Source organism: Paenibacillus mellifer (assembly GCF_023195895.1).
In the GTDB taxonomy this organism is placed as follows: domain Bacteria; phylum Bacillota; class Bacilli; order Paenibacillales; family Paenibacillaceae; genus Fontibacillus; species Fontibacillus mellifer.
The window spans coordinates 35,772-58,184 of the sequence record NZ_JALPRK010000023.1 but is presented as its reverse complement, the minus strand read 5'-3'; the positions used below and the strand labels follow the sequence as shown (position 1 = coordinate 58,184).

At 53.3% G+C, this 22,413-nt stretch carries 23 protein-coding genes; 21 read left to right on the top strand and 2 right to left on the bottom strand.

What is annotated here, in order from left to right:
* The first annotated feature begins 6 nt into the window (after positions 1 to 6).
* The 5 genes from M0651_RS19645 (at position 7) to M0651_RS19625 (ending at position 5,201) form a co-directional block, all read left to right on the top strand.
* Complete coding sequence (locus M0651_RS19645; RefSeq protein WP_248553428.1) at positions 7 to 498, top strand: (2Fe-2S)-binding protein; 492 nt, start codon at positions 7 to 9, stop codon at positions 496 to 498.
* Entirely contained in the window at positions 495 to 2,810 is a 2,316-nt protein-coding gene (locus M0651_RS19640) for a xanthine dehydrogenase family protein molybdopterin-binding subunit (protein WP_248553427.1), read from the top strand. Before M0651_RS19645 ends, M0651_RS19640 begins: the two co-directional genes overlap by 4 nt.
* 271 nt (positions 2,811 to 3,081) lie before the next feature.
* The gene (locus M0651_RS19635) at positions 3,082 to 4,236 is read left to right on the top strand and encodes an XdhC family protein (RefSeq protein ID WP_248553426.1); all 1,155 of its coding nucleotides are present in this window, start codon (positions 3,082 to 3,084) and stop codon (positions 4,234 to 4,236) included.
* The gene (locus M0651_RS19630) at positions 4,229 to 4,855 is read left to right on the top strand and encodes a nucleotidyltransferase family protein (protein ID WP_248553425.1); all 627 of its coding nucleotides are present in this window, start codon (positions 4,229 to 4,231) and stop codon (positions 4,853 to 4,855) included. Before M0651_RS19635 ends, M0651_RS19630 begins: the two co-directional genes overlap by 8 nt.
* 55 nt (positions 4,856 to 4,910) lie before the next feature.
* On the top strand, positions 4,911 to 5,201 hold the full coding sequence (locus M0651_RS19625) for a hypothetical protein (RefSeq protein ID WP_248553424.1): 291 nt from the start codon (positions 4,911 to 4,913) through the stop codon (positions 5,199 to 5,201).
* Positions 5,202 to 5,253: 52 nt separating this feature from the next.
* Here the strand turns inward: M0651_RS19625 and M0651_RS19620 are convergent, their stop codons facing one another.
* A complete protein-coding gene (locus M0651_RS19620) occupies positions 5,254 to 6,735 on the bottom strand; it encodes an MFS transporter (protein ID WP_248553423.1) in 1,482 nt (493 codons plus the stop codon).
* Between the two features lie 151 nt (positions 6,736 to 6,886).
* On the opposite strand from M0651_RS19620, the gene M0651_RS19615 reads away from it, so the two are divergent.
* Entirely contained in the window at positions 6,887 to 7,324 is a 438-nt protein-coding gene (locus M0651_RS19615) for a MarR family winged helix-turn-helix transcriptional regulator (protein ID WP_248553422.1), read from the top strand.
* 21 nt (positions 7,325 to 7,345) lie between these two features.
* Here the strand turns inward: M0651_RS19615 and M0651_RS19610 are convergent, their stop codons facing one another.
* A complete protein-coding gene (locus M0651_RS19610) occupies positions 7,346 to 7,906 on the bottom strand; it encodes a GNAT family N-acetyltransferase (RefSeq protein ID WP_248553421.1) in 561 nt (186 codons plus the stop codon).
* Positions 7,907 to 8,060: 154 nt separating this feature from the next.
* Here M0651_RS19610 and M0651_RS19605 point away from each other — a divergent pair, with 154 nt between their 5' ends.
* The 15 genes from M0651_RS19605 to M0651_RS19535 all read left to right on the top strand — a co-directional run bounded on the left by M0651_RS19605 (position 8,061) and on the right by M0651_RS19535 (position 22,220).
* Positions 8,061 to 8,486: a DMT family transporter gene (locus M0651_RS19605; protein ID WP_248553420.1), complete on the top strand. Its 426-nt coding sequence runs from the start codon at positions 8,061 to 8,063 to the stop codon at positions 8,484 to 8,486.
* Between the two features lie 30 nt (positions 8,487 to 8,516).
* Positions 8,517 to 9,215, top strand: a complete 699-nt coding sequence (locus M0651_RS19600) for a Crp/Fnr family transcriptional regulator (protein ID WP_248553419.1) — start codon at positions 8,517 to 8,519, stop codon at positions 9,213 to 9,215.
* A gap of 12 nt (positions 9,216 to 9,227) precedes the next feature.
* Positions 9,228 to 9,716: a DMT family transporter gene (locus M0651_RS19595; RefSeq protein WP_248553418.1), complete on the top strand. Its 489-nt coding sequence runs from the start codon at positions 9,228 to 9,230 to the stop codon at positions 9,714 to 9,716.
* Between the two features lie 27 nt (positions 9,717 to 9,743).
* Positions 9,744 to 10,142: an NUDIX hydrolase gene (locus M0651_RS19590; protein ID WP_248553455.1), complete on the top strand. Its 399-nt coding sequence runs from the start codon at positions 9,744 to 9,746 to the stop codon at positions 10,140 to 10,142.
* A gap of 17 nt (positions 10,143 to 10,159) precedes the next feature.
* Positions 10,160 to 10,636 carry a GNAT family N-acetyltransferase gene (locus tag M0651_RS19585; RefSeq protein ID WP_248553417.1) on the top strand — a complete coding sequence of 159 codons (477 nt, stop codon included), beginning with the start codon at positions 10,160 to 10,162 and terminating at the stop codon, positions 10,634 to 10,636.
* A 189-nt stretch (positions 10,637 to 10,825) separates the two neighbouring features.
* A complete protein-coding gene (locus tag M0651_RS19580; RefSeq protein ID WP_248553416.1) occupies positions 10,826 to 14,503 on the top strand; it encodes a nitrate reductase subunit alpha in 3,678 nt (1,225 codons plus the stop codon).
* Positions 14,493 to 16,040, top strand: a complete 1,548-nt coding sequence (narH, locus tag M0651_RS19575) for a nitrate reductase subunit beta (RefSeq protein ID WP_248553415.1) — start codon at positions 14,493 to 14,495, stop codon at positions 16,038 to 16,040. The genes M0651_RS19580 and narH overlap by 11 nt, the downstream gene beginning before the upstream one ends.
* Complete coding sequence (narJ, locus tag M0651_RS19570; RefSeq protein ID WP_248553414.1) at positions 16,033 to 16,608, top strand: nitrate reductase molybdenum cofactor assembly chaperone; 576 nt, start codon at positions 16,033 to 16,035, stop codon at positions 16,606 to 16,608. The genes narH and narJ overlap by 8 nt, the downstream gene beginning before the upstream one ends.
* A complete protein-coding gene (gene narI, locus M0651_RS19565) occupies positions 16,595 to 17,293 on the top strand; it encodes a respiratory nitrate reductase subunit gamma (protein WP_248553413.1) in 699 nt (232 codons plus the stop codon). The genes narJ and narI overlap by 14 nt, the downstream gene beginning before the upstream one ends.
* Before the next feature lie 28 nt (positions 17,294 to 17,321).
* A complete protein-coding gene (locus M0651_RS19560; RefSeq protein WP_248553412.1) occupies positions 17,322 to 17,780 on the top strand; it encodes a GAF domain-containing protein in 459 nt (152 codons plus the stop codon).
* A complete protein-coding gene (locus tag M0651_RS19555; RefSeq protein ID WP_248553411.1) occupies positions 17,777 to 18,838 on the top strand; it encodes a sensor histidine kinase in 1,062 nt (353 codons plus the stop codon). The genes M0651_RS19560 and M0651_RS19555 overlap by 4 nt, the downstream gene beginning before the upstream one ends.
* Before the next feature lie 55 nt (positions 18,839 to 18,893).
* Complete coding sequence (locus M0651_RS19550) at positions 18,894 to 19,541, top strand: response regulator (RefSeq protein ID WP_248553410.1); 648 nt, start codon at positions 18,894 to 18,896, stop codon at positions 19,539 to 19,541.
* A gap of 14 nt (positions 19,542 to 19,555) precedes the next feature.
* On the top strand, positions 19,556 to 20,074 hold the full coding sequence (locus M0651_RS19545) for a hemerythrin domain-containing protein (RefSeq protein ID WP_248553409.1): 519 nt from the start codon (positions 19,556 to 19,558) through the stop codon (positions 20,072 to 20,074).
* 192 nt (positions 20,075 to 20,266) lie between these two features.
* Positions 20,267 to 21,769 (top strand): nitrate/nitrite transporter, encoded by a 1,503-nt coding sequence (locus tag M0651_RS19540; RefSeq protein WP_248553408.1) that lies wholly within the window; start codon positions 20,267 to 20,269, stop codon positions 21,767 to 21,769.
* 37 nt (positions 21,770 to 21,806) lie between these two features.
* Positions 21,807 to 22,220, top strand: a complete 414-nt coding sequence (locus M0651_RS19535) for a hemerythrin domain-containing protein (RefSeq protein ID WP_248553407.1) — start codon at positions 21,807 to 21,809, stop codon at positions 22,218 to 22,220.
* Positions 22,221 to 22,413 lie beyond the last annotated feature (193 nt).

Genomic DNA, 22,413 nt, shown 5'->3' with positions numbered 1-22,413 from the left:
TGCCAGATGAACGGCGGACTTAACCATAACCCTAGCATGACGTTAACAATCAATGGCGAGGACGTGACCTGGAACGGCGAAGCGACAGCTAGCCTGGCGGACGTAATCCGCGAAGGACAAGGTCTGACGGGGACGAAAATCGGCTGCCGGACCGGCGAATGCGGGGCCTGTACAGTGCTGCTTGACGGCCAGCCGGTGGTCTCCTGTCTGGTGCCGGCCGCTTCCGCCCAAGGACAAACAATCGAAACGATCGAGGGCTTGGCCCGGCATGCTGAATTTCGAGAGCTGGAGCAGGCGATGCAGGAGTACGGCGGCGTGCAATGCGGCTTCTGTACCCCGGGGGTCATGATGACGACTTGGGCCTGGCTGCAAAATCCCGCTTTGTTCGGCGGCGACATTGGAGCGGCGCTGAAGAACAACCTGTGCCGGTGTACCGGGTACCGCGGCATCATCGAAGCGGCGGAGCACGTCCTGGCCTCGAAAGGAGCCGTGCGATGACGACGAACCGCATGCAGCAGCCAAGCAAATCGACGGACGCCAAGGTCATGAATCCGGCCGATCCGAACCCGTCGGGCAAGCAGGTCAATCCGGCGTTAAAGCAAAAGCCGCTGGATCTGAAATCGAAGATGGAAGGGCAAACCCGTTATCTTCACGACATGAATTTTCCCGGTCAGCTGATCGGCGCGATTTACCGCAGTCCTTATGCGCATGCGCGAATCAAGCGGATTAACGTGGAGAAAGCGCGTCAGGTCGAAGGCGTCCATGCCGTCATTACGGGGGACGATGTGCCGAACCACAAGTATGGCCCGACCAAATTCAAAGATTGGAACATTCTTGCGAAGGATCGGGTGCTCTTCATCGGGGATGAAATTGCCGCGGTTGCCGCGGAAACGAGGGAAGCGGCCGAACAGGCGCTGGCGTTGATTGAGGTCGAGTTAGAACCGCTTGAGGGCGTCTTCGATCCGGAGGATGCGATGGCTTCAGGAGCGCCGCAGATCCATGAGGATGTGGAACTGAACCGGCCCATGAAGGTGGACGTTGCGCGCGGCGACTTAGAGGAAGGCAAGAAGAAAGCGACGATCGTCAAAGGTGGACGTTACGTGTCCAACCGGATTTATCAAGGGCATCTGGAGCCGGTCGGAGCGATTGCGTTTTGGTCGGAGGAGGAGGGCATCACCATTTGGGCGCCTTCTCATATTCCGTACCGGGCGCGGGAAGCGTATGCCGCCGGGTTTGGCTTGCCGGAGGATAAGGTGCGGATCATCGTTCCGCCGATTGGGGGGTCTTTTGGCGCGAAATACGTCCTGAAGGTCCATGTCATCGCTGCGGCGCTGGCCATGGTGACAGGACGGCATGTGAAGATCATTTTGGACCGCCATGAAGATATGATTACCGCCCATCCCCGTGTACCGCTGACCTTCGACATTGAGATTGGCGCAGATGCGGAAGGAAACTTCGTATACAAAGACCTGACGGTGTACGCGGATGCGGGAGCTCGGGTCTATTGGAGTCCCAATGTAATCGCAACCGCCTGTACCCGGGCTGACAACATCTATCATTTCCACAACGTGAAGTCGACGGGGTATCTGGTCTACACGAACAACAGTCCAACCACGTGCATGCGCGGGTTCGGCAATGCAGAGATGTTGTTCGCGGTGGAGAGCGTCATTGATGAAATCGCGCTGGAGCTGGGGATGGACCCGGCCGAGCTGCGTCTCAAGAACATCGTCCACTCCGGAGATACGACGCTGCACGGTTATCGTCTGGATACCTGTAATTTGGATGAATGTATCGAAAAGGTCAAGGAGCTGTCCGGCTGGAATCGGCGGAAGGAGCTGCCGCCTTACCGGGGGCTGGGCCTCGCGGTGGCCAATCACGTCTCGGGCTTCCGCGCCATCGACCCGCGCTTTGACGGCTCGACGGCAGTGATTCGCATCAAACCGGGCGGATTCGTCGAGGTGGAAACCGGCGAAATTGAGCTTGGCCAAGGGATGACAATGACTTATGCCCGAATTGCCAGCCGTGTGCTGGGTATTCCGGAAGACGAGATTTTGGTGAAGTCCGGTGATACGGGACGGTATCCGTTTGGCATCGGGACGCTAGCGTCACGCAGTACGGTGATGGGCGGGAACGCGGTGCAAAAAGCGGCGGAATCCTTGCTGCGTGAAATTCAACAGCTGGGGGTTCAGACGCTCGGCGAAGGAGCGGTGTTTGAGGAAGGTGTCGTGAAGCACGACGGCAAGACGTATTCGCTTGGGGATGTCGTCGATTGGTTCCGAGCCCGCCATGCCGGGGAGGAGCTGACCGTCAAGGAAACCTATGTACCGGATACCGAGCTGCCGGACGCTACTTATTTCGGGCACCCATCGCCTAACTACCCGTTTGCCGCTCATGTAGCCGAGGTCGAAGTGGATCCGGACACGGGTCGCACAAAAGTGGTCGGTTATTGGGCGGTACATGACTCGGGAACCATCCTTCACGAGACGATGGCCAAAAGCCAGGTATTGGGTGCTGTAGCTCAAGGGATCGGTTGGGTGACGATGGAGGACCTGATCGTACAGGAAGGCAAGGTGATGAATCCGTCGATGATGGATTATCGGATGCCGGGAGCTAAGGATATGCCCGATGTGCAGGTACATTTCGTACAGGAAGCGGATCCCCATGGTCCGTTTGGCGCCAAATCGCTAGGCGAGGTGGCCCTGGACCCTGTTCCGGGCGCGATCGCCAACGCCATCGCCCATGCGACGGGACGGCGCGGCCAGGTGCTGCCGATGTCGGCGGAGCGGGTCTGGATGTCGCTGCAATCGTAAGGTTAGAGTTTACTGGAGGAAATGTTGTAATAAGTACAACATTTTTAGGCGAGAAACCCGTGCAGAGGGAATAATGCTGCAGAAACTGTAACAAATTTGAGCTTGTTTCTCGAAAATCACGGAATTTGTTGCACTATAGTCAGCATTTGCGCCAGGGGGTTACTTCACCCATCGAAAATGTTGACCTTTATGCAACTTTATTGCCTCTATGAAGAAGGCCGATTCTGAAGCGGAACAACGGAAAAGAACGAAGACAGGAGATGACGAGATCATGGAGGAGCTAAGCCGTGAGCTGAAAGCGTGCCAATCGGAGAGCCGGGCTTGCGTCGTCGCTACCATCATCGATGTGGAAGGCTCGGCCTACCGCCGGGAGGGTGCGCGCTGCCTCATTCATGCCGACGGCGAGGTGACGGGCATCCTAAGCGGCGGATGCATCGAAGAAGACCTGCGCGAACATGCGCAGGAGGTGCTTCGGACGCTCCGTCCGCGCAAGCTGTTCTACGACTTCCGCATCGGAGAAGACGAGGTATGGGGGATCGGCCTTGGGTGCAACGGGGCGATCACGGTGTGGCTTGAGCCGTTTGATCCGGTCCGTTCGCCGGACGCGGCGGACCGGATCCTCGGCGATTTGCGGCAGCGCGTGGAGACGCGTGAGCCGTACGTGGCGGCGACGGTGATCGGTTCCTCCGATCCCGCCGCCGTGCCGCCGGGCGCGCGTCGTACGCTCGACGCCGCGGCGGAGGAAGCCGGCCTGCTGGGCGCGGGCCGGCGGGCCGGGCTGGTGCGACGCACCGAGGGCAGCACGCAGCTGGAGCTGCTGCTGGAACGGGTCGCAGCGCGCCCGGAGCTGGTCATCGTCGGCGTCGGCGACGATGCGCGCTTGCTCTGCAGCCTGGCTCGCCGGCTGCAGTGGCGGGTGACCGTCGCGTACCATGCGACGGACAAGGCGACGCGGGAGCGGTTTCCCGCAGCGGACGAGCTGCGGATCATCCCGCGTTATGCGTTCGAGCAAGTCGACGTGAAGGGTAAATACGTCGTCGTCATGTCGCATAATCTCGATCTGGACCGGGAGGCGGTCCACCGGATGTTAACGCCGGAGACCGCTTATCTCGGCCTGGTCGGTTCTCGTTACCGGTTGGAGAAGATCCTGGAACCGAATCCGATTGGGGACGGTTCGGACGGCAGGATAGCTCCCCAGTTGCTGGAGAAGTTATATTCCCCAGTAGGCCTGGATATCGGCGCGGAAACGCCCGAAGAGATTGCGATGAGCATCCTGGCGGAAATGACTGCCGTCAAAAACGGCCGCAACGGGGGATTTCTACGCGATCGTCAGGTAGCCGGAAGCGGAGCTCGAACCTCAACCGAACCCACATCTCAGCCTTCGTTCCTTGACGAGCCGATCTTCCCGGAGTCATGCCGTGTATGAGCATCCCGCAGAAAGAAGGGACATTTGGGCGCTGATTCTGGCCGGTGGCGCTTCCCGGCGGATGGGGCAACCTAAACTGTTGCTCCCGGCTCCGCAGGGAAGTTTGTTAAAGCAAACGATCCATCAGGCGCTAGCGGCCGGGAATGTCCGGGTGGCCGTCATTGCGCCCGAGAGCGGACCGCTTCGACGCGAGCATACTGAAGGTCTGCCTATTGAGTGGCTGACGACTGCGCTTGCCGAGCGGGGACTGGGCGCAACACTGGCGGCTGGAGTCCGGCAACTGGAAGAACACCACACGCCGGCAGCGGTTATGATCCTGCTGGGAGATCAGCCGGAGATCTCGCCGGAGGCCATCCGGCAGGTGACTGATGCGTTCACCCAAATCGGGGCCGGGATCGTTCAATCGCGTTATGACGATCGTCCGGCACATCCCGTATTATTTACTGCAGAGTTGTTCTCCGAATTAATGGCGTTGGACGGTGACGCTGGCGCCAAGGAACTGCTGCACCTATATCAGGATCACCTTTACAGTGTGAGGATTCCTGGCATGGCGCCTCAGGATATCGACACCCCGGAAGAGTACGAGCGGTACCGGTTAAAGGTTTTTCCCCAAAGTTGACTTTGAGGAAGAGACACGGTATCCTAAGGCCAACCACGCATGAGGGGGACGGGACATGCCGCTGAAATACCGTATCAATTCGGAACGAGTACAGATCCGTGAGACAGCTAACGAAGGAGACGTGGAGTTCGAGCTGACATTTCTTCAGGAGGAACCGCTATTATCTAGCATGCGGGAAGTGCAGAAACGGTTCGAGGACAACGATGTCTATACCGATGTCTTGTTTTACTTGAATCAGGATCAGGAACGTCAATATAAGATCATCGTACGTAATGATTTTTATGAGGATTTCCTGCTTGCGTTATTGAAATATCGAATCCTGGAAGGACTTGAGTGGACCGAATAAAAATAAATCCGTACGGGCGTCATCCTACACCTGTACGGATTTTTCTCATTTATTACGTGGATCGGACCTGCTCGCGTCGCACCGCCCGCCGTGCGGACCAAAACCGCCAGCCTGTCAGGAGCGCGGCGACTAGACAGATGGAAGCGGAAGTCATAAACACGACATGCATCCCGGTTAGAAATAAATCGGGGCGATCCGGCACCAATCCGGTCACCCGGCGTCCCGCGTGGTTGCTCATGACGCTGAACAAGGTTGTGGTCGCGACCGTAATGCCGACAACCATCCCAATATTGCGCACGAGCGAGTTGATGCTGCCGGCGATGCCCAGCTGGGTTTTCGGAATCTTCGACATCACGAGCGAGTTGTTTGGCGATTGAAACAAGCCGCTGCCGAGACCCAGCATGGCGATCCATACGCCGACCAGCCCGATGGGACTGCTGTCATGCAACCGGGCTAACCCGATCTGTGCGATAACCATGACGATCAGCCCGGCAAACGTCAGCAGCTCAGAGCCGATTTTGTCGGATAACGCGCCGCTGAGCGGCGCCACGATGACCATAACGATCGGGAATAACATCATCAGGAAACCGGCGTGTGAAGGCGAGAGATTTAAGATGCTTTGCGTATAAAAAGGCGCAATGATATTAAAACAGAAATTCGCGACAAAAACTAGGAAGCCGGTCAGGATACTTAAGCTGAACAACGGATTGCGGAACAAGGTAAGCTGGAGCATCGGGTTTTCTCTGCGTTTCTCGACCCAGAGAAACACGATAAACACGACGGTAGCGAGCACGAGCGCACTGATGATCCGAACGTCTTGATATCCGATTTGCTGCCCCAGCAGCAGGCCGGAAAATAGAGCCAGGATAAATACCGGAAACAACAGGCTGCCGGCTTTATCGATCTGTACTTTCAATTTGGTGCGGTCCGCCGGGAGCATTCTCCAGCCGATGCCAATCGCAATCAGGCCAACAGGCAGGTTGACCCAGAAAATATATTCCCAGCCTAAAGCAGAGACGATCACTCCACCCAAGCTCGGGCCGGCGATACTGCCCAGGGACACGAAGGTCCCGATAAGACCAAGCGCTTTACCCCGTTCATTGGCCGGGAAGATATCGGTGACGATTCCTTGACTGTTCGCCATTGTCATCGATGCGCCCAGCGCTTGCAGCAGCCGCGAGCCGACGAGCAGCGGTAAGCTGAAGCTGAAGCCGCACAGCAGGGAACCCACGGTAAAGATCACCATTCCCCATTTAAAAACCTTGATTTTACCAACAATATCTCCCAGCTTTCCGAAGAAAAGGATAGCCGCGCAGATCATCATCAAATACGCTGTGACGACCCATTCCGCCTGCGCCACACTCAGCTTCATCTCCTTGGAAATCACGGGCAAGGCAATGTTGACGATGCTGCCGTCGAGGGTTGACATAAAGGTAAATAAATTCAGTACGATCAGGATCAGCCAACGTTTACGCTGGATGTCCGGGTCGTCCTGATACGAAGTCATCCGAACGTCAAAACTTTTAGAAGACATGACACTACACCTCACTTATTCTAGATCCGAACCATTTTGTTGCACGAGCAACTAATTTAAGCATCATCAGTTTACTCTAATTTAGTTGCGAGCGCAACTGATATCAGGTAAAATTTGTGTAAACCAGATCATCGTAAAGAGGTGCAGGGGAATGAACAACCCTTCCGTTGGTAAATTGATTGCTTATCTTCAACGGATCAACCAAAAGGACATGGCCGCGCAGTTGAAGCCGTACGGAATCGGCGGCGGGGGGAATCACAGCTATCTGCTGACGATTTTGACAACCCCCGGGTTAAACCAGGATCAGCTGACCAGCCTGGTCAAGTTCGACAAAGCCACCACCACCCGCTGCGTCAAGCAATTGGAGGAAGCGGGTTTTATTGAGCGACAGGTGGACGAGCATGACCGCAGGTCAATTTTGTTGTATCCCACGGACAAAGGAAGGGCCTTTGAGCCTGTACTGCGGCAAATGTTAGCGGAATTTAACCGCCGGTTGACGGTTGATTTAAGCGAAGCGGAGAAACAACAGCTTGAAGGGTTGCTCATGAAAATTTACGAAAGCAAGCAAAAGGGACTCTTGGAGCATTAGGCCCTCTAGCGTTAGTGTTAGCTATTGTCCGCGAAACGATTGATGATGAAACGAAGTGATATCCCGAAACAGCGTTTTGCCGTCATCCGTTAAGGTAAAGTCATCTTTTAGAGGGAGATATAAAGCCCGGTACGGTTCGGGAACCCAGATATATTGATGGACATAGGGTGTGGCAATAAATCCGCAATGAAGCCAAAACCGAAGGCGTTCCCGGTTCATCTCCGTGTCTTCTGCTTCCGCTTCGATCAGGATGGCTTCGGCTTGAGGGTCTTGGTCGGCAAAGTCACGGATTTGCGAGAAGAAGAGGCGGCCGAGCCCTTGACCTCTAAGATCTTGACGAACTGCCATATAGTCCAGGATAAAACGTTTGACGCCTTGTCCTCCGTTGAATCCGGTGATCGCCATCGCCACCGGTTCGCCTTCTAGAAGCCCCGCATGCAAGCTCGCGATTCTCCGATCCAGCATGCTCCGCAGCACTTTCTCCGGCTTAGCCCCGTGCGGGAATGCCTCACGATAAATCGGTCCCAGCTTGTCCCAGCAAGCCCTATCCCATTCTGTTAAAGTGTTAAATGTCCATTGCATGACGTGTCCTCCGTTAGTGATTCCGTCCATCTCTATCTATTTTAACCGGTTTTTCTTCTTTCAGGACATATGTCCTTTTCAAACGGCAGAAGATATCCTTTAATAAGGTATTGATATAAAGGATCGCAGGATCCATTAAGAGGAGAGAGAGAGAATGAGGGGATTGTTGTTTGCGTTTTTGGCCGGGGCGTTCATCACCCTGCAAGGGGTAGCCAATACACGAATCAGTGCGGACATCGGCACTTGGCCGGCGGCGGCGGTGACCCAGTTTACTGGCTTTGTGGCCGCGTTGTTGATTTGGGTATTCGTCCGCGATGGAGGACTTCGAGATTTGCGACAGGTACGTCCGTTATATATCAGCGGCGGCGCTTTGGCGGCGATTATTATTTTTACCAATGTCACGGCGATTCAACAGGTTGGGGTTACTTTGACGATTTCTGCGGTATTGATCGCTCAACTATGCATGACCTTCTTGATCGACAGTTTAGGTTGGTTTGGCGTGCCGAAGCAAAAAATGCGTTTACCGCAATTTATCGGCATCGGCCTGATGATTGCAGGAGTGGTCATCCTCAAGTTTTAGTAGATGAGTGCGTACAGGAGGGGAACGAATATGAAAGACATCACGGACCCGGCTTTATTAAGGGATTATATGCAAACGTACGGACTCCGGAAGGTGTTCCCTGAGGCGCTTTTGCCTTACCTGACGCTTTACGCTTATGATCAAGGCGAACTGATCTGTACGCAGGGGGAACCCTCGCATTCGTTATACGTACTGGTCCGGGGAAAAATCAAAATCTACAACACGTCTCCGGAAGGCCGCACCCTGGTCATCTCTTTCAAAAACCCTCTGGAGGTCATTGGGGATGTCGAATACATTCGAGATGGAGACATTATCAATACCGTCGAAGCGGTGTCGCCGGTCCAGATGATCGGGGTAGAATACCGCTGGCTGCGAAAACACGGCGAGGAACATTCGCCATTGCTGAATTTTCTGCTGGAGATTATTACGAAGAAGTTCTATATGAAATCCAGTTCTCTGAGCTTTAATCTGCTATATCCGGTTGAGATCCGCCTGGCGAGTTACCTCTTGTCGGTTTCCTTTGACGAAGCGGATACCCTGTTCTTAGGGAAGCTTAGCACGGCCGATTTAGTTGATGCGGCGAATTTGATCGGCACCAGCTATCGGCATTTGAACCGGGTGCTGCAGAAATTCAAGGCTCATGGCTTGATTGAACGGAGTCGGGACGGAATTACGGTGAAAGACCGGGGTGGGCTCCATAACTTGGCCAGCCGGAATATTTACGAATAGGGGGCATTCTAGGTGCTGTTTGGAATATTGTTCGCGTTGACTGCGGGCGCGTTGGTTGGGATGCAAAACGTGTTTAATACCAAAGTGAATGAACAGACGGGAAACTGGACGACCACAACCCTTGTGTTAGGTTTAGGGTTCGCCGCTTCCTTTGGGATCGGCTTGATTGTCGAAGGTAAAGGAATGTTTACATCGCTACCTGGCATGCAAACTTGGTTTTGGTTCAGCGGATTGATTGGTGTTGGGGTTGTTACTTGCATGGTACAGGGGGTAAAATTGCTTGGACCAACCTATGCTGTAGCCATTGTGATGACTTCGGAGTTGGGGTTCGCCTTGTTATTTGATTCCCTGGGATGGTTAGGCTTGCAAAAGGTGCCGTTTACGCTCCATCAGCTGATCGGCGTACTGGTCATTGTTGGCGGGATCTTTGTGTTTAAACTGGGCGGCGGACGCGAGAGCGAGAAAGAAAACTCTGTCCGGAAGAGAGAGGCCTTGAATTAAGAGATTAATATGAGGGGGGCGTAAATGATGGAGGGAAACATCGATAAAATTGCCTGGATCTGCCTGCGTGAAGGGCGCATGTTGAATGTGCGTTCCAAAGGGAAGGAGCTGTTTTATGTTCCGGGCGGCAAGAGAGATCCCGGAGAGTCCGACCTCGAAACGCTGCAGCGGGAAATCCAAGAGGAGTTATCCGCTACCGTCAAGCCGGAGACAATTGCGTATTTTGCAACCTTTGAAGCTCAAGCCGACGGTAAACCGGAGGGTGTACTTATTCGGATGACCTGTTATTATGCCGAGGTTGAGGGAGAACTTCAACCGGACTCCGAGATCGAGGAAATGGCGTGGCTCACCTACGCGGAACGCGAGCGTACGTCGTTGATCAGTCGAATGATCTTCGATCGACTGCATGAAATGAATTTGTTGTGACGGAAGGGATGGCAACGATGATCATCAGACCTTTGCAAGCGGAGGATAACGCGGCGATCGAAGCCGTGATTCGCGATTGCTTGATCGAGTTCGGCGGGAATCGGGAAGGCTTAGCCTGGCAGGACGACAGTCTTCTCGCTCTTTCACAGTATTATGAGCCAGAGGGAAGGGCCTATTGGGTTGTGGAGCAGGACGGCCGGGTGCTTGGGGGGGCAGGGATTGCCTCTTTTGCTAATTCCGCCGAGGTATGCGAGCTGCAGAAAATGTATCTGCGGGCCGAAATCCGCGGGACAGGCATCGCGACCCGACTGCTGGAGACGTGTTTGGATTTCGCCAACCGTCACTACGAGCAATGTTATCTGGAAACGCTGCAGACGATGCAGGCGGCGAACCGGTTTTATCAGAAACATGGCTTCAGACCGCTGCAAGCGCCTCTGGGGGGTTCGGAGCATTTCGCCTGCGATGCCTGGTATATTAGGGAGTTACGACAATAACATCATCGAGTTGTTCCGAAAAAACGCCATTTGGCGTTTTTTTGTCGTTATAGGGCATTCTCCGACAGGCTAAGGGAATTCCCTGATGGGAAGCGGATGCCAAGAGTTTCATAATGGAATCAGAAGCTCGAATACCATTGATTCCCCGTCAAAGGCATTCATTTGGGCGATGAAGGAGTGAACGCTTCCATGAAACGAAGATCAGGACTTAGTTTTTTTAAGAAGCCGGAAATGATTTCGGGAAACTGGACGAAAGTCGAAGAGAAAAGCCGGGAATGGGAAAATATGTATCGCGGCCGCTGGTCGCATGATAAAGTGGTGCGGACGACGCATGGCGTGAACTGTACCGGTTCTTGCAGTTGGAAAGTGTTTGTGAAGAACGGCATTATTACTTGGGAAAACCAACAGATCGATTATCCGTCCTGCGGGCCGGACATGCCTGAGTTCGAACCCCGGGGTTGCCCGCGGGGGGCCTCGTTCTCGTGGTATGAATACAGCCCTTTGCGGGTGAAATACCCTTATATGCGCGGCCGGCTGCTGCGCTTGTGGCGCGATGCGATGACCAAACATCACGGCAATCCCCTGGAAGCCTGGGCCAGTATCGTGGAGAACCCGGAAGCCGCGCAATCGTATAAACAGGCGCGCGGCAAAGGCGGCCATGTGCGCGTCACCTGGGAAGAAGCTACGCAGCTAATCTCCGCGCAATTGCTTTATACCATTAAGAAATACGGGCCGGACCGGATTGCCGGGTTTACCCCGATTCCGGCGATGTCGATGATCAGCTACGCTTCGGGTGCCCGGTTCATCTCCTTGCTAGGCGGCGAGATGCTCAGTTTCTATGATTGGTACGCCGACCTGCCGCCGGCTTCGCCGCAAATTTGGGGCGAACAGACCGACGTGCCGGAGTCGTCCGATTGGTACAACGCCGGATATCTGATCATGTGGGGCTCCAATGTACCGCTGACGCGGACGCCGGATGCTCATTTCATGACCGAGGTTCGCTATAAAGGGACGAAGGTGGTGTCCGTAGCGCCGGACCATGCGGAGAACGTGAAATTTGCCGACAACTGGCTGGCTCCGCATCCGGGGACGGACGCCGCGGTGGCTCAAGCGATGACGCATGTCATCCTGGACGAATTTTATGTACAGCGCCAAGAACCGATGTTCTTGAACTACGCCAAACAATACACGGACATGCCGTTCCTGATTTTGCTGGATCCGCACGAAAGGAGCTATAAAGCCGGCCGGTTCTTGCGGGCAAGCGATTTGGGGCAAGCATCGGAGCATGCCGAATGGAAGCCGGTTATTTATGACGAAGCGGCGGGAGAACTGGTCGTACCGAACGGAACGATGGGCCAACGGTGGGAGAAGGACGTCAAGTGGAACCTGATCCTCGATCGAGAAGACGGAAGCCGGATCGAGCCGGCTTTGTCGGTCGAGCCGCACGGCGGGGAATGGACAGAGATTGTATTCCCTTACTTTGACGCTGACGGCAACGGTACGTTTACCCGGTCAATTCCGACCAAGACAGTTACTCTGGCCGACGGATCAACCCGTTTGGCCGCAACGGTTCACGATTTGATGCTTAGCCAATACGGGGTCAATCGTCCGGGCAGCACACATGCGGCCCAAGGGTATGATGACGTGGAGTCGCATTACACGCCAGCTTGGCAAGAGCGAATCACCGGCGTCAAAGCATCGCTTGTGGTGCAAATCGCTCGCGAGTTTGCACAGAACGCACTGGACACGGGCGGACGTTCGATGATCATCATGGGCGCCGGGATCAACCACTGGTTCAACAGCGATACGATCTACCGCTCGATCCTGAACCTGGTGATGCTAACGGCTTCGCAAGGCGTGAACGGCGGCGGCTGGGCTCACTATGTGGGGCAGGAGAAATGCCGTCCGATCGAAGGCTGGTCGACCATTGCTTTCGCTCGCGACTGGCAAGCACCGGCGCGGCTGCAAAACGCGACTTCGTTCTTCTATTTCGCCACCGACCAATGGAAATACGAAGAGATGAGTGCGGAATCGTTGAAATCGCCTACTGGCGGTGATATTCCGTACCGTCATCCGGCGGATTACAATGTACTGGCAGCTCGACTGGGCTGGTTGCCATCGTATCCGCAGTTCAACAAGAGTAGCCTAGCCTTCGCCGAAGAAGCGGCTGCTCAGGGCAAGACGGACAACGCCGAGATCATCCAGCACGCATACGAGCAAGTGGTCTCCGGTGAAACGAAATTCGCTGTAGAGGACCCCGATGCGCCGGAGAACTTCCCGCGTTCGCTGTTCGTCTGGCGCTCGAACCTGATCTCCAGCTCGGCGAAAGGTCAAGAGTTCTTCATGAAGCATTTGCTGGGGACGCATAACGGATTGTTATCCAACCCGAACGAAGAGGAGAAGCCAGAAGAAATCGTATGGCGCGATGAGGTGGAAGGTAAACTGGATCTGCTTGTAGCGCTCGACTTCCGGATGACGGCGACGCCGATGTATGCCGATATCGTTCTCCCGGCAGCAACTTGGTACGAGAAGGTCGACATTTCCTCGACCGACATGCACCCGTTCGTGCATCCGTTTAACCCGGCGATTGACCCGCTGTGGGAATCGCGTACGGACTGGGATATTTACCGGACGCTCGCCAGCGTCCTGTCCGAAATGGCTAAGGAGCATATGCCTGGTGTATACAAAGACCTGGTCTCCTCTCCGCTTGGACATGATTCCATGGCGGAAATCGCTCAGCCGTATGGGGAAGTGAAGGATTGGAAACGCGGGGAAACGAAGCCGGTCCTCGGCAAAACGATGCCTGGCTTTACCGTGGTCGAGCGCGATTATACGAAAATTTATGACAAGTACATCACGCTTGGACCGAACCTGGAAACCGGCAAGGTTGGCGCACATGGAGTCTCGTTCACCGTCAAGGAAGAGTATGAGGATTTGAAGAAGATCAACGGATCTTATATCGATGACACGATCAAAAACGGCCGTCCGAAGCTGCGCACGGCAAGACAAGCGGCTAATGCAGTACTGCACTTGTCTTCGGCTACGAACGGGAAGGTCTCCCAGCGCGCCTGGGAATCTGCGGAACAGGATACAGGCGTAGAATTGAAGGATATTTCCGCCGATCGCGCAGCCGAACGGATCACGTTCGCCAATATTACCGCACAGCCGCGTGAGGTCATTCCGACGCCGGTATTTAGCGGCTCGAACAAATCGGGTCGCCGGTATTCGCCGTTTACGACCAACATTGAACGGTTAGTGCCGTTCCGGACGTTAACCGGACGGCAGCATTTTTATCTCGATCATCAAATCTTCCTGCAGTTTGGGGAGGCGCTGCCGGTCTACAAGCCGACGTTGCCGCCGATGGTGTTTGGTCCGCGAGACAAGCAGGTTGAGGGTGGCAAGGATGCGCTGGTGTTGCGTTACTTGACGCCGCACGGCAAATGGAACATCCACAGCACGTACCAGGATAATCTGCACATGTTGACCTTGTTCCGGGGCGGTCCAACCGTGTGGATCAGCAACGAGGATGCGGAAGCACACCAGATTAACGATAACGATTGGCTAGAGGTCTATAACCGCAATGGCGTCGTAACGGCCAGAGCGGTGGTCAGCCACCGGATGCCGAGGGGTACGATGTTTATGTACCATGCCCAGGATAAACACATTAACGTACCGGGTTCGGAAATCACGGGAGAGCGAGGCGGCAGCCATAATGCTCCGACGCGAATTCACTTGAAGCCAACGCAGCTCGTCGGAGGTTATGCCCAGCTCAGTTACGGCTTCAACTACTACGGACCGATCGGCAACCAGCGTGATGTCTACGTTGCCGTGCGCAAACTGAAGGAGGTCGACTGGCTTGAAGATTAAAGCGCAAATCGCCATGGTGCTCAACCTGGACAAATGCATCGGCTGCCACACTTGCAGCGTGACCTGTAAGAGCACCTGGACGAACCGGGAAGGCGCCGAATATATGTGGTTCAACAACGTCGAAACGAAACCGGGTATCGGTTACCCGAAACGTTGGGAGGACCAGGAGCATTACAAGGGCGGCTGGACGCTGCGTAACGGCAAGCTGGAGCTGAAGTCCGGCAGCAAGCTGTCGAAGATTGCTCTCGGCAAAATTTTCTATAACCCGGACATGCCGGAAATGAAAGATTATTACGAACCTTGGACTTATGACTATGAGAAGCTGACGAATTCGGGAGAAAAGAAGCACCAGCCCGTCGCTCGGCCGAAATCCGCTGTGACTGGCGATAAGATGGACCTGGAGTGGGGACCGAACTGGGAAGACGATCTGGCCGGCGGCCATATTACCGGACCCAAGGATCCGAATATCGAGAAGATCGAAGAGGAAATCAAATTCAACTTTGAGCAATCGTTTATGATGTACCTGCCTCGTTTGTGCGAGCATTGCCTGAATCCAAGTTGTGTGGCGTCTTGCCCATCGGGCGCGATCTACAAACGCGATGAGGACGGGATTGTCCTTGTCGACCAAGAAGCCTGCCGCGGCTGGCGTTACTGCATGACGGGTTGCCCTTACAAGAAGGTCTACTTCAACTGGAAAACAAATAAAGCGGAAAAATGTACGTTCTGCTTCCCAAGAATCGAAGCGGGACTCCCAACGGTGTGCTCCGAAACCTGCACCGGGCGTATTCGCTACCTTGGCGTGCTGCTGTATGATGCGGATCGCGTACAAGAAGCGGCTTCCACGCCGGATGAGAAGGATTTGTACGAAGCGCAGCTCGGCTTATTCCTTGATCCGCATGATCCGAAAGTGATGGAGCAAGCCCGCAAAGACGGCTTGTCCGAGGAATGGATCGAAGCGGCTCAAAATTCGCCGGTTTATAAACTGGCGATCGAATACAAGCTGGCATTCCCGCTCCATCCGGAATACCGTACATTGCCGATGGTTTGGTATGTACCGCCGCTGAGCCCGATCATGAGCCATTTTGAAGGCAAGGATTCGATTCAGAACCCGGATCTGATCTTCCCTGCGATTGAGGAAATGAGAACGCCGGTGCAATACTTGGCTAATCTGCTGACCGCAGGAGATACGTCAACCGTCAAGATTGCCTTGCAACGGATGGCGATGATGCGTCAATACCAACGTGCGCAATTCTCCAAGAAACCATTTGACGAAAGCCGCTTGGCTCGCGTAGGACTGACCGCTCAGCAGATCGAAGAGATGTACCGCTTGCTGGCTATTGCGAAATACGAGGACCGCTTTGTGATCCCGACTTCGCATAAGGAAGGATACATGGATCCGTACCGGGCCCAAGGCACCGAAGGTTTCGGTATGGATTGCGACGGCTGCGGCCCGGCAACTCCAATTCCGGCTAATAACGGCAAGAGTGGCCGGGATCTGTACGAACAAAACTTCTACGGGGGGATCTGGCGTGATTGATCTGGCGAAACTGGATGAACATCGCGAGTTGTTCGGCTTTTTTGCCGGACAGCTCGTCTACCCCGATAAGGAGACGTTCGCATGGATTCGTGAGAGCGGGGAAGAGGTGCTGCCATCGACGGTGATCGAGCCGGTAACGAACTATCGGGAGCAAATGCTTGCGCTCAGCATGGAAGAGATCGAGGAGCTTTACGTGGATACGTTTGATTTTGAAAAGTCGTCAACGCTGTACATGACTTTTTTTAAATACGAGGATTCCAAAGATCGGGGTCAATTGCTTACTTCACTCAAAGCGGTTTACGAAATGTTCGGCATGGAAATGATCGACCGGGAATTGCCGGATTTCCTGCCGCTGATGCTGGAATTCTTGTCTGCAGCGGAGTGGCTGGGACATCCGCATAGCGAGACAGGGATGTTTACGGTGTTAACGATTCTGGAGGATGGCACGTTTCAGTTGATGAAATCGCTGGAGAAGAAGGGGAACCCTTATTATGAGCTCATCAAGGCCCTCCGGGAAACGTTTAAGTTGTGCTTGTCACAGGAGGTGAAGGTTCATGAGTCTGTTTGAGCAATTTCTTTGGGTCATTTTCCCGTATCTATGCGTGGCTACGTTCGTGGTAGGGCATATTTTCCGCTACCGCTACGACCAGTTTAATTGGACGGCCAAATCCAGCGAATTTATCGAGAAAAAACGGCTGATGTTAGGCAGCATGCTGTTTCACATCGGAATTATCCCGGTCATCATGGGTCATGTGGCGGGATTGGGCATTCCCAAGGAATGGATGACCGCGATCGGCGTTAGTGAACACCTGTATCATATCGGGGCGATGTATGGCGGAGGATTGTTCGGCGTGATTACGTTTGCCGGGATGCTGATCTTAACGATGCGCCGGTTGACCATGAAAAACGTGCGCCGCCTCAGCTCCGCCTCAGACATGATCGTGAACGGATTGCTGCTGTTCATCGTATTTATGGGGATGTTCTCCACGCTGGTCACGAATAATGTGCAGCCGGATTTTGATTATCGGGAGACGATTTCCATCTGGTTCCGCAATCTGCTTATTTTCCGGCCGGAAGCCTCGTATATGGCAGAGGTGCCGATTTCGTTTCAAATCCACATTTTGGCGGGGTTTCTGATCTTTGCCTTGTGGCCGTTTACCCGTCTCGTCCATGTCTGGAGCGTACCCTTGAATTATGCCCGGAGAAGCTATATCCTTTATAGGAAGAATCGCTCGCATACTGCGGGACGTTAAGGATTTTGAAGTTTAGGGAGACGAATACATGAATCCAACCTCCAGTTGCTACCAGGTACTCATCGATCAATTAAGAGAACAGATGGGGTATGACTTCGTGTCGCTGGCTTTTGCCGAGTCGGCCGTTAACGATTTCGTCCTTACCTGGAAGTATGCCTCGGGCAACTTGAACAATCGATATAAACGCATCGTCCTCCAGTCAGGTAAAGGGATTGCCGGTATCGTATTCAAAACCGGCAGTCCCATGCTGGTTGCAAATGTCGCCGACGGGCTTAAACCCCAAGAAATGTACAATTACCCGATTTTAATTTCGGAACGGTTAACCAGCTTGGCGGCGATCCCCTTGTATTTGACGGATCGGGTTGAAGGTGTGCTCTTGACCGGTTATCGTGGTGAGAAGCGGATGTCGCACGAAGAGTTACGCCGGTTATATGAATGGCTCCAAGGCAGGTTTGGCGATTTTGAAATCAAGGAGCTGAACCCATGAATCCTTCATCCTTGAATATACCGATCGAGCTGCTTCAAAAACAATTTGAACACAGCTCCGATGCCATCATTTTCTTTGATGCCGGCCATCGGGTCATGGCGATGAATTCCCGGGCCGAACATCTTCTGGATCGCCGAGTGCTGGAGGAACCAGCCGGACCGGATAGCAATTCGTTTTGCTTCTCTTGCCGGGGCTACACCAGTGAAGAAGAACCGATGTCTTGTCTAAATTGCTATCTATCCAACACGGAGAAGGATTTCAGCTCCTTCCAGCTATATCTTGAGACGAAAACCAAAGGCGTGGTGCCGTTCTCCGCCAGCTTTCAAACCGTAGATACGGCGGAGGGTATCCGGGTGCTTACCCTCCGCGACTTGACGAATCAACTTATGACGCAGCAGTTGCTCAATCAGAACACCATGATGAAGAGCGTCATTAAGGCCCAGGAAGACGAACGCAAGCGAATCTCCCGCGAGCTGCACGACAGCGTAGCTCAAGAGTTGATTAGCTCGTTGGTGGATCTGCGCGTGCTCAAATATTTGAACGTACAAGAAGAAGCGCTGCAAAAAATCCAGCAAACCGAAGCCTCGCTCACCCGATTGCTGGAGCAAATCCGCAACCTGTCAGTGGAGCTGCGGCCGGCTTCTCTGGATGATCTCGGCCTAGACGCAGCCTTTCGTTCTCATTTTAAATGGATTGAGAAAAACTATGGTGTGCTGGTACGATTTGTTGCAGAGCTCGGGGGTCAACGATTTAACAGTGAAGTGGAAACGGTCGTTTATCGGGTATGCCAGGAATCGGTACTTAATGCCTTGAAATATGCCGATATTGACGAGATTAACGTGCGTCTGTTTGCCTCAGCGCATTTGTTGGAGCTCATTGTTTCCGATCAGGGGAACGGATTCGACGTGAATACGAACGATCCGAAGGGAACCGGACTTGGTATCTACGGGATGAAAGAGCGAGCCGAGCTCGTAGGCGGTGAAATCTCCATTACCTCTAAACGGGGGGAAGGCACAACGGTCCATTTGCGAGTTCCGTTCGGAGCGTTCTCCCTGTAAACGGCCATAGCGCCCATAGGTAGGGTTAACTTTCGAGGGCAAGGGGGAAGGTTCTGTGAAGGTGGTAATCGCGGATGATCACGCCGTCGTCCGGAGCGGTTTTACGATGATCATCAATTTTCAAGAGGATATGGAAGTCGTGGCGACGGCTGCGGACGGGATCGAGGCTTACAAAATGGTGGCCAAACACCGGCCCGACATCTTGCTGATGGATCTTAGCATGCCTCCCGGGGAAAGCGGCTTGATCGCGACGGCCAAAATCCACGAGGATTTTCCAGACACCCATATCATCATTCTTACGATGCACGATGACGAGGAGTATTTATTTCATGTGCTTAAGAAAGGCGCGCGCGGGTATGTTCTGAAAAATTCTCCGGACGAACAGCTCGTTTCGGCCATTCGCATGGTGCATCAAGGCGGGGTCTATATCCATCCGAAGCTGGCTTCTTCCCTTGTTCGTGAATTCGTAAGCCATGATCAGCAAGCGGATGAGAGCAATCCCTACCAGCTGTTATCCACCCGTGAAATCGAGATCTTGCCGCTGGTTGCTAAGGGGTATGGAAATAAGGAGATTGCCGAAATGCTGCATATCTCTGTGAAAACCGTTGAGGCTCATAAAGCCAAAATCATGGAGAAGTTAAATTTGAAATCAAGACCCGAGCTGGTGGAATACGCCATCAAAAAAAAGCTGCTGGACTTTTAACGGAGGCTGGTAACATGGAACAAGGAACATTGCTGAACGAATTGCCCGCCATGCGTATTTTGGAGAACGAACATCGGTATTTGGTTAGTTTAATGAACGAATGGCATTCCATCGTTTTGGACTTTCAGGACGATCGCTATTCCTTGGAACAGGGCAAATCACAGTTCGCTCGATTGCGCGAATTGATCCACGATTTTAAATTACCTTTGCGCAAGCATTTTCAAAAAGAAGAGACTTATTTTTTTTCGCGATTAGGGAAACATATAGGATACGATCAAGGTCCGATCGTTTCGATCGAACAGGAACATGAAGAGATCTTCGCTTATCTCGACCACTTTCTCCACTATGTGGGCGGCGAGTTCACCCTGGAGGAGATGAAGGCTCTGTCCCGGGACGCAGGAGAAGCGTTTGAAATTTTGACTGTGCATTTCGTCAAAGAGGAAACCGTGTTGTTCTCGATGACCGGACAGGTCATGAAGCCGGAGGAACAAGAGCAGTTGAATAAGGAGCTATACACCCTGATTGTTGAATAAATTCCCATTCAATGAGCAGCCCATAAACATCAACCGGTGCTTATGGGCTTTTTTGTGTCTAAATCGGTTAAGTAGGGAGTTTCCTGAAGCGAACAGGGGAAAACCCTATTCAGGGCCGCTAAGGGAATCGGCTAAAATACGGGTGGGGAAATCGATGGTCATTCCGAAGTCATTTGAAAAAGGTGATCTAATTTGATTAGAAAAGTTCAATTGCCACTGCAAACGTTAAATCTGATTGTGGGCTTTGCCGTTTGGGTCATTATCTCGTCCCTCGTCTCATTTATGGGGGAGGACATTCAGATCCCGGCCGATAAGGTTGCGATCATTACGGCGATTCCCGTCGTGTTGGGTTCGGTTCTGCGTATCCCGCTAGGGTATTATGCGAACATCTTCGGGGCGCGGATCATCTTCTTGATCAGCTTCATTTTGCTGTTGTTTCCGGTGTTTTACATCAGTGAAGCGAATACTTACATGGATCTGATCATCGGCGGGTTGTTTCTCGGGATTGGCGGGGCGGTGTTCTCCGTCGGCGTCACCTCGCTTCCGAAATATTACCCGAAAGAGCGGCACGGCTTGGTCAACGGCGTGTATGGGCTCGGGAACCTCGGTACCGCGGTTACTTCGTTCTCCGCCCCGGTCGTAGCAACGCAAATCGGCTGGTCGGCCACCGTTAAGCTGTATTTGATCCTTCTGCTGGTCTTTGCGGCGCTGAATCTCTTCTTTGGCGATCGTAAGGAGCCGAAGGTGAAGACCGCTTTGATGGAACAAATCAAAGGCGTGTACAAGAATGAAAAGCTATGGCTGTTCTCGTTGCTGTACTTTATCACGTTTGGATCGTTTGTTGCGTTCACCGTTTATCTGCCGAACTTTCTGGTGACGAATTTTGATCTGACCAAAGTTGATGCAGGGATGCGCACGGCCGGATTTATCGCTCTTGCGACCTTTATGCGTCCGATCGGCGGTTGGTTGGCGGACCGGTTTAATGCTTTGATGTTGCTGATCATCATATTTTCGGGCTTCACGCTGGCGGCGATCGTGCTGGCCTTCTCTCCAACGTTCACACTGTACACGGTTGGTTGTTTGGTGATCGCGATGGTCGCCGGGGCTGGGAACGGGGTCATCTTTAAGCTGGTCCCCCAGTATTTCAATAAGCAGGCTGGGATCGTGAACGGGATTGTCTCGATGATGGGCGGACTAGGCGGATTTTTTCCGCCGCTCTTGCTGTCCTATATCCACTCGGTGACGGGTCAATATTCCATCGGATTCATGCTGTTGTCTCAGGTCGCTCTAGCCAGCTTGATTCTGGTGCTCTGGATGATCTATTCCGACAAGCTGAGCTTATCCTCGGAAGTATTCAACAATACGGCGCAGGGCATTCTGGTGACGGATCCTAAAGGCACCATCGTGGCGGTGAACCCGGCGTTTACCTCAGTGACGGGGTTTGAAGAAAAGGAAGCGGTGGGTCAGAAGCCGAGTATTTTACGTGCAAACCGTCAGTCCCCTGATTATTATGCGCGGATGTGGAAGAGCATTAAAGAAACCGGCATGTGGCAGGGCGAAATCTGGAACAAACGCAAGAACGGCGAGATGTATCTGCAATGGCTGAACATTAGTGCCGTGAAGGATAAATCAGGGGAAGATATCCGCTATGTCGGGACGTTCTCCGAACTTCCGGAAGGAAAAGCAGGGAAGTAAGATATGGATTGGATTAGTATTAGGGGGAGGGGAGATTATGCCAGTTGGTCCATCTTTACGGCAACGACATGCTCATCAAGCCATTCACGCCGGAGGTCTGGCAGGAGCGCTGTCGAAAACGGAGGAAGTTGAAGGTCTGTTCGCAAGTGGGGATTTGGAGATGGCGGATCAGGCAACGGAAGAATTGCTGGAATACTGGGAGTCGCGGATTCTGAGCCACGCGGATGCAGAAGAGGACGGTTTCTATCAGGAAGTCGTTGAGAAGTATTCGGCGTTGCAGGAAACGGTTCTGCAATTGAAACGGGATCATGAGCTGATGAGAATTGTGGTGAAAAACATCCGCCATTTGCGGGAGACTAGTGGTTTCAGTAAGGTGATTCTCCATAAGCTGTATGCCTTGTTAGAGATTAATGAAATTCATAGTCAGGAGGAGGAACGGTTGTTGTTCTAACTCCTTGAGAAATGGAAAGGGATTCGTCGTCCCAGAAGTAAGTGGATCAGATCGCGGAAATGTTGCAATTCGTGCAGGATTTGGGTGGTGAAACGGGTCTGTGGAGGTGAAATGTTGCATTTACTGCAACATTTACACCCACAAACTAACCTGCGATGCGGAAATGTTGCACTTTCTCTACAACATTCCTAAC

Excerpts from the sequence above, each read along its gene's own strand:
- M0651_RS19645 (WP_248553428.1), top strand. The coding sequence starts at position 7 with ATGAACGGCGGACTTAACCATAACCCTAGCATGACGTTAACAATCAAT.
- M0651_RS19640 (WP_248553427.1), top strand. The coding sequence starts at position 495 with ATGACGACGAACCGCATGCAGCAGCCAAGCAAATCGACGGACGCCAAG.
- M0651_RS19635 (WP_248553426.1), top strand. The coding sequence starts at position 3,082 with ATGGAGGAGCTAAGCCGTGAGCTGAAAGCGTGCCAATCGGAGAGCCGG.
- M0651_RS19625 (WP_248553424.1), top strand. The coding sequence starts at position 4,911 with ATGCCGCTGAAATACCGTATCAATTCGGAACGAGTACAGATCCGTGAG.
- M0651_RS19620 (WP_248553423.1), bottom strand. The coding sequence starts at position 6,735 with ATGTCTTCTAAAAGTTTTGACGTTCGGATGACTTCGTATCAGGACGAC.
- M0651_RS19615 (WP_248553422.1), top strand. The coding sequence starts at position 6,887 with ATGAACAACCCTTCCGTTGGTAAATTGATTGCTTATCTTCAACGGATC.
- M0651_RS19610 (WP_248553421.1), bottom strand. The coding sequence starts at position 7,906 with ATGCAATGGACATTTAACACTTTAACAGAATGGGATAGGGCTTGCTGG.
- M0651_RS19605 (WP_248553420.1), top strand. The coding sequence starts at position 8,061 with ATGAGGGGATTGTTGTTTGCGTTTTTGGCCGGGGCGTTCATCACCCTG.
- M0651_RS19600 (WP_248553419.1), top strand. The coding sequence starts at position 8,517 with ATGAAAGACATCACGGACCCGGCTTTATTAAGGGATTATATGCAAACG.
- M0651_RS19590 (WP_248553455.1), top strand. The coding sequence starts at position 9,744 with ATGGAGGGAAACATCGATAAAATTGCCTGGATCTGCCTGCGTGAAGGG.
- M0651_RS19585 (WP_248553417.1), top strand. The coding sequence starts at position 10,160 with ATGATCATCAGACCTTTGCAAGCGGAGGATAACGCGGCGATCGAAGCC.
- M0651_RS19580 (WP_248553416.1), top strand. The coding sequence starts at position 10,826 with ATGAAACGAAGATCAGGACTTAGTTTTTTTAAGAAGCCGGAAATGATT.
- narI (WP_248553413.1), top strand. The coding sequence starts at position 16,595 with ATGAGTCTGTTTGAGCAATTTCTTTGGGTCATTTTCCCGTATCTATGC.
- M0651_RS19560 (WP_248553412.1), top strand. The coding sequence starts at position 17,322 with ATGAATCCAACCTCCAGTTGCTACCAGGTACTCATCGATCAATTAAGA.
- M0651_RS19555 (WP_248553411.1), top strand. The coding sequence starts at position 17,777 with ATGAATCCTTCATCCTTGAATATACCGATCGAGCTGCTTCAAAAACAA.
- M0651_RS19545 (WP_248553409.1), top strand. The coding sequence starts at position 19,556 with ATGGAACAAGGAACATTGCTGAACGAATTGCCCGCCATGCGTATTTTG.
- M0651_RS19535 (WP_248553407.1), top strand. The coding sequence starts at position 21,807 with ATGCCAGTTGGTCCATCTTTACGGCAACGACATGCTCATCAAGCCATT.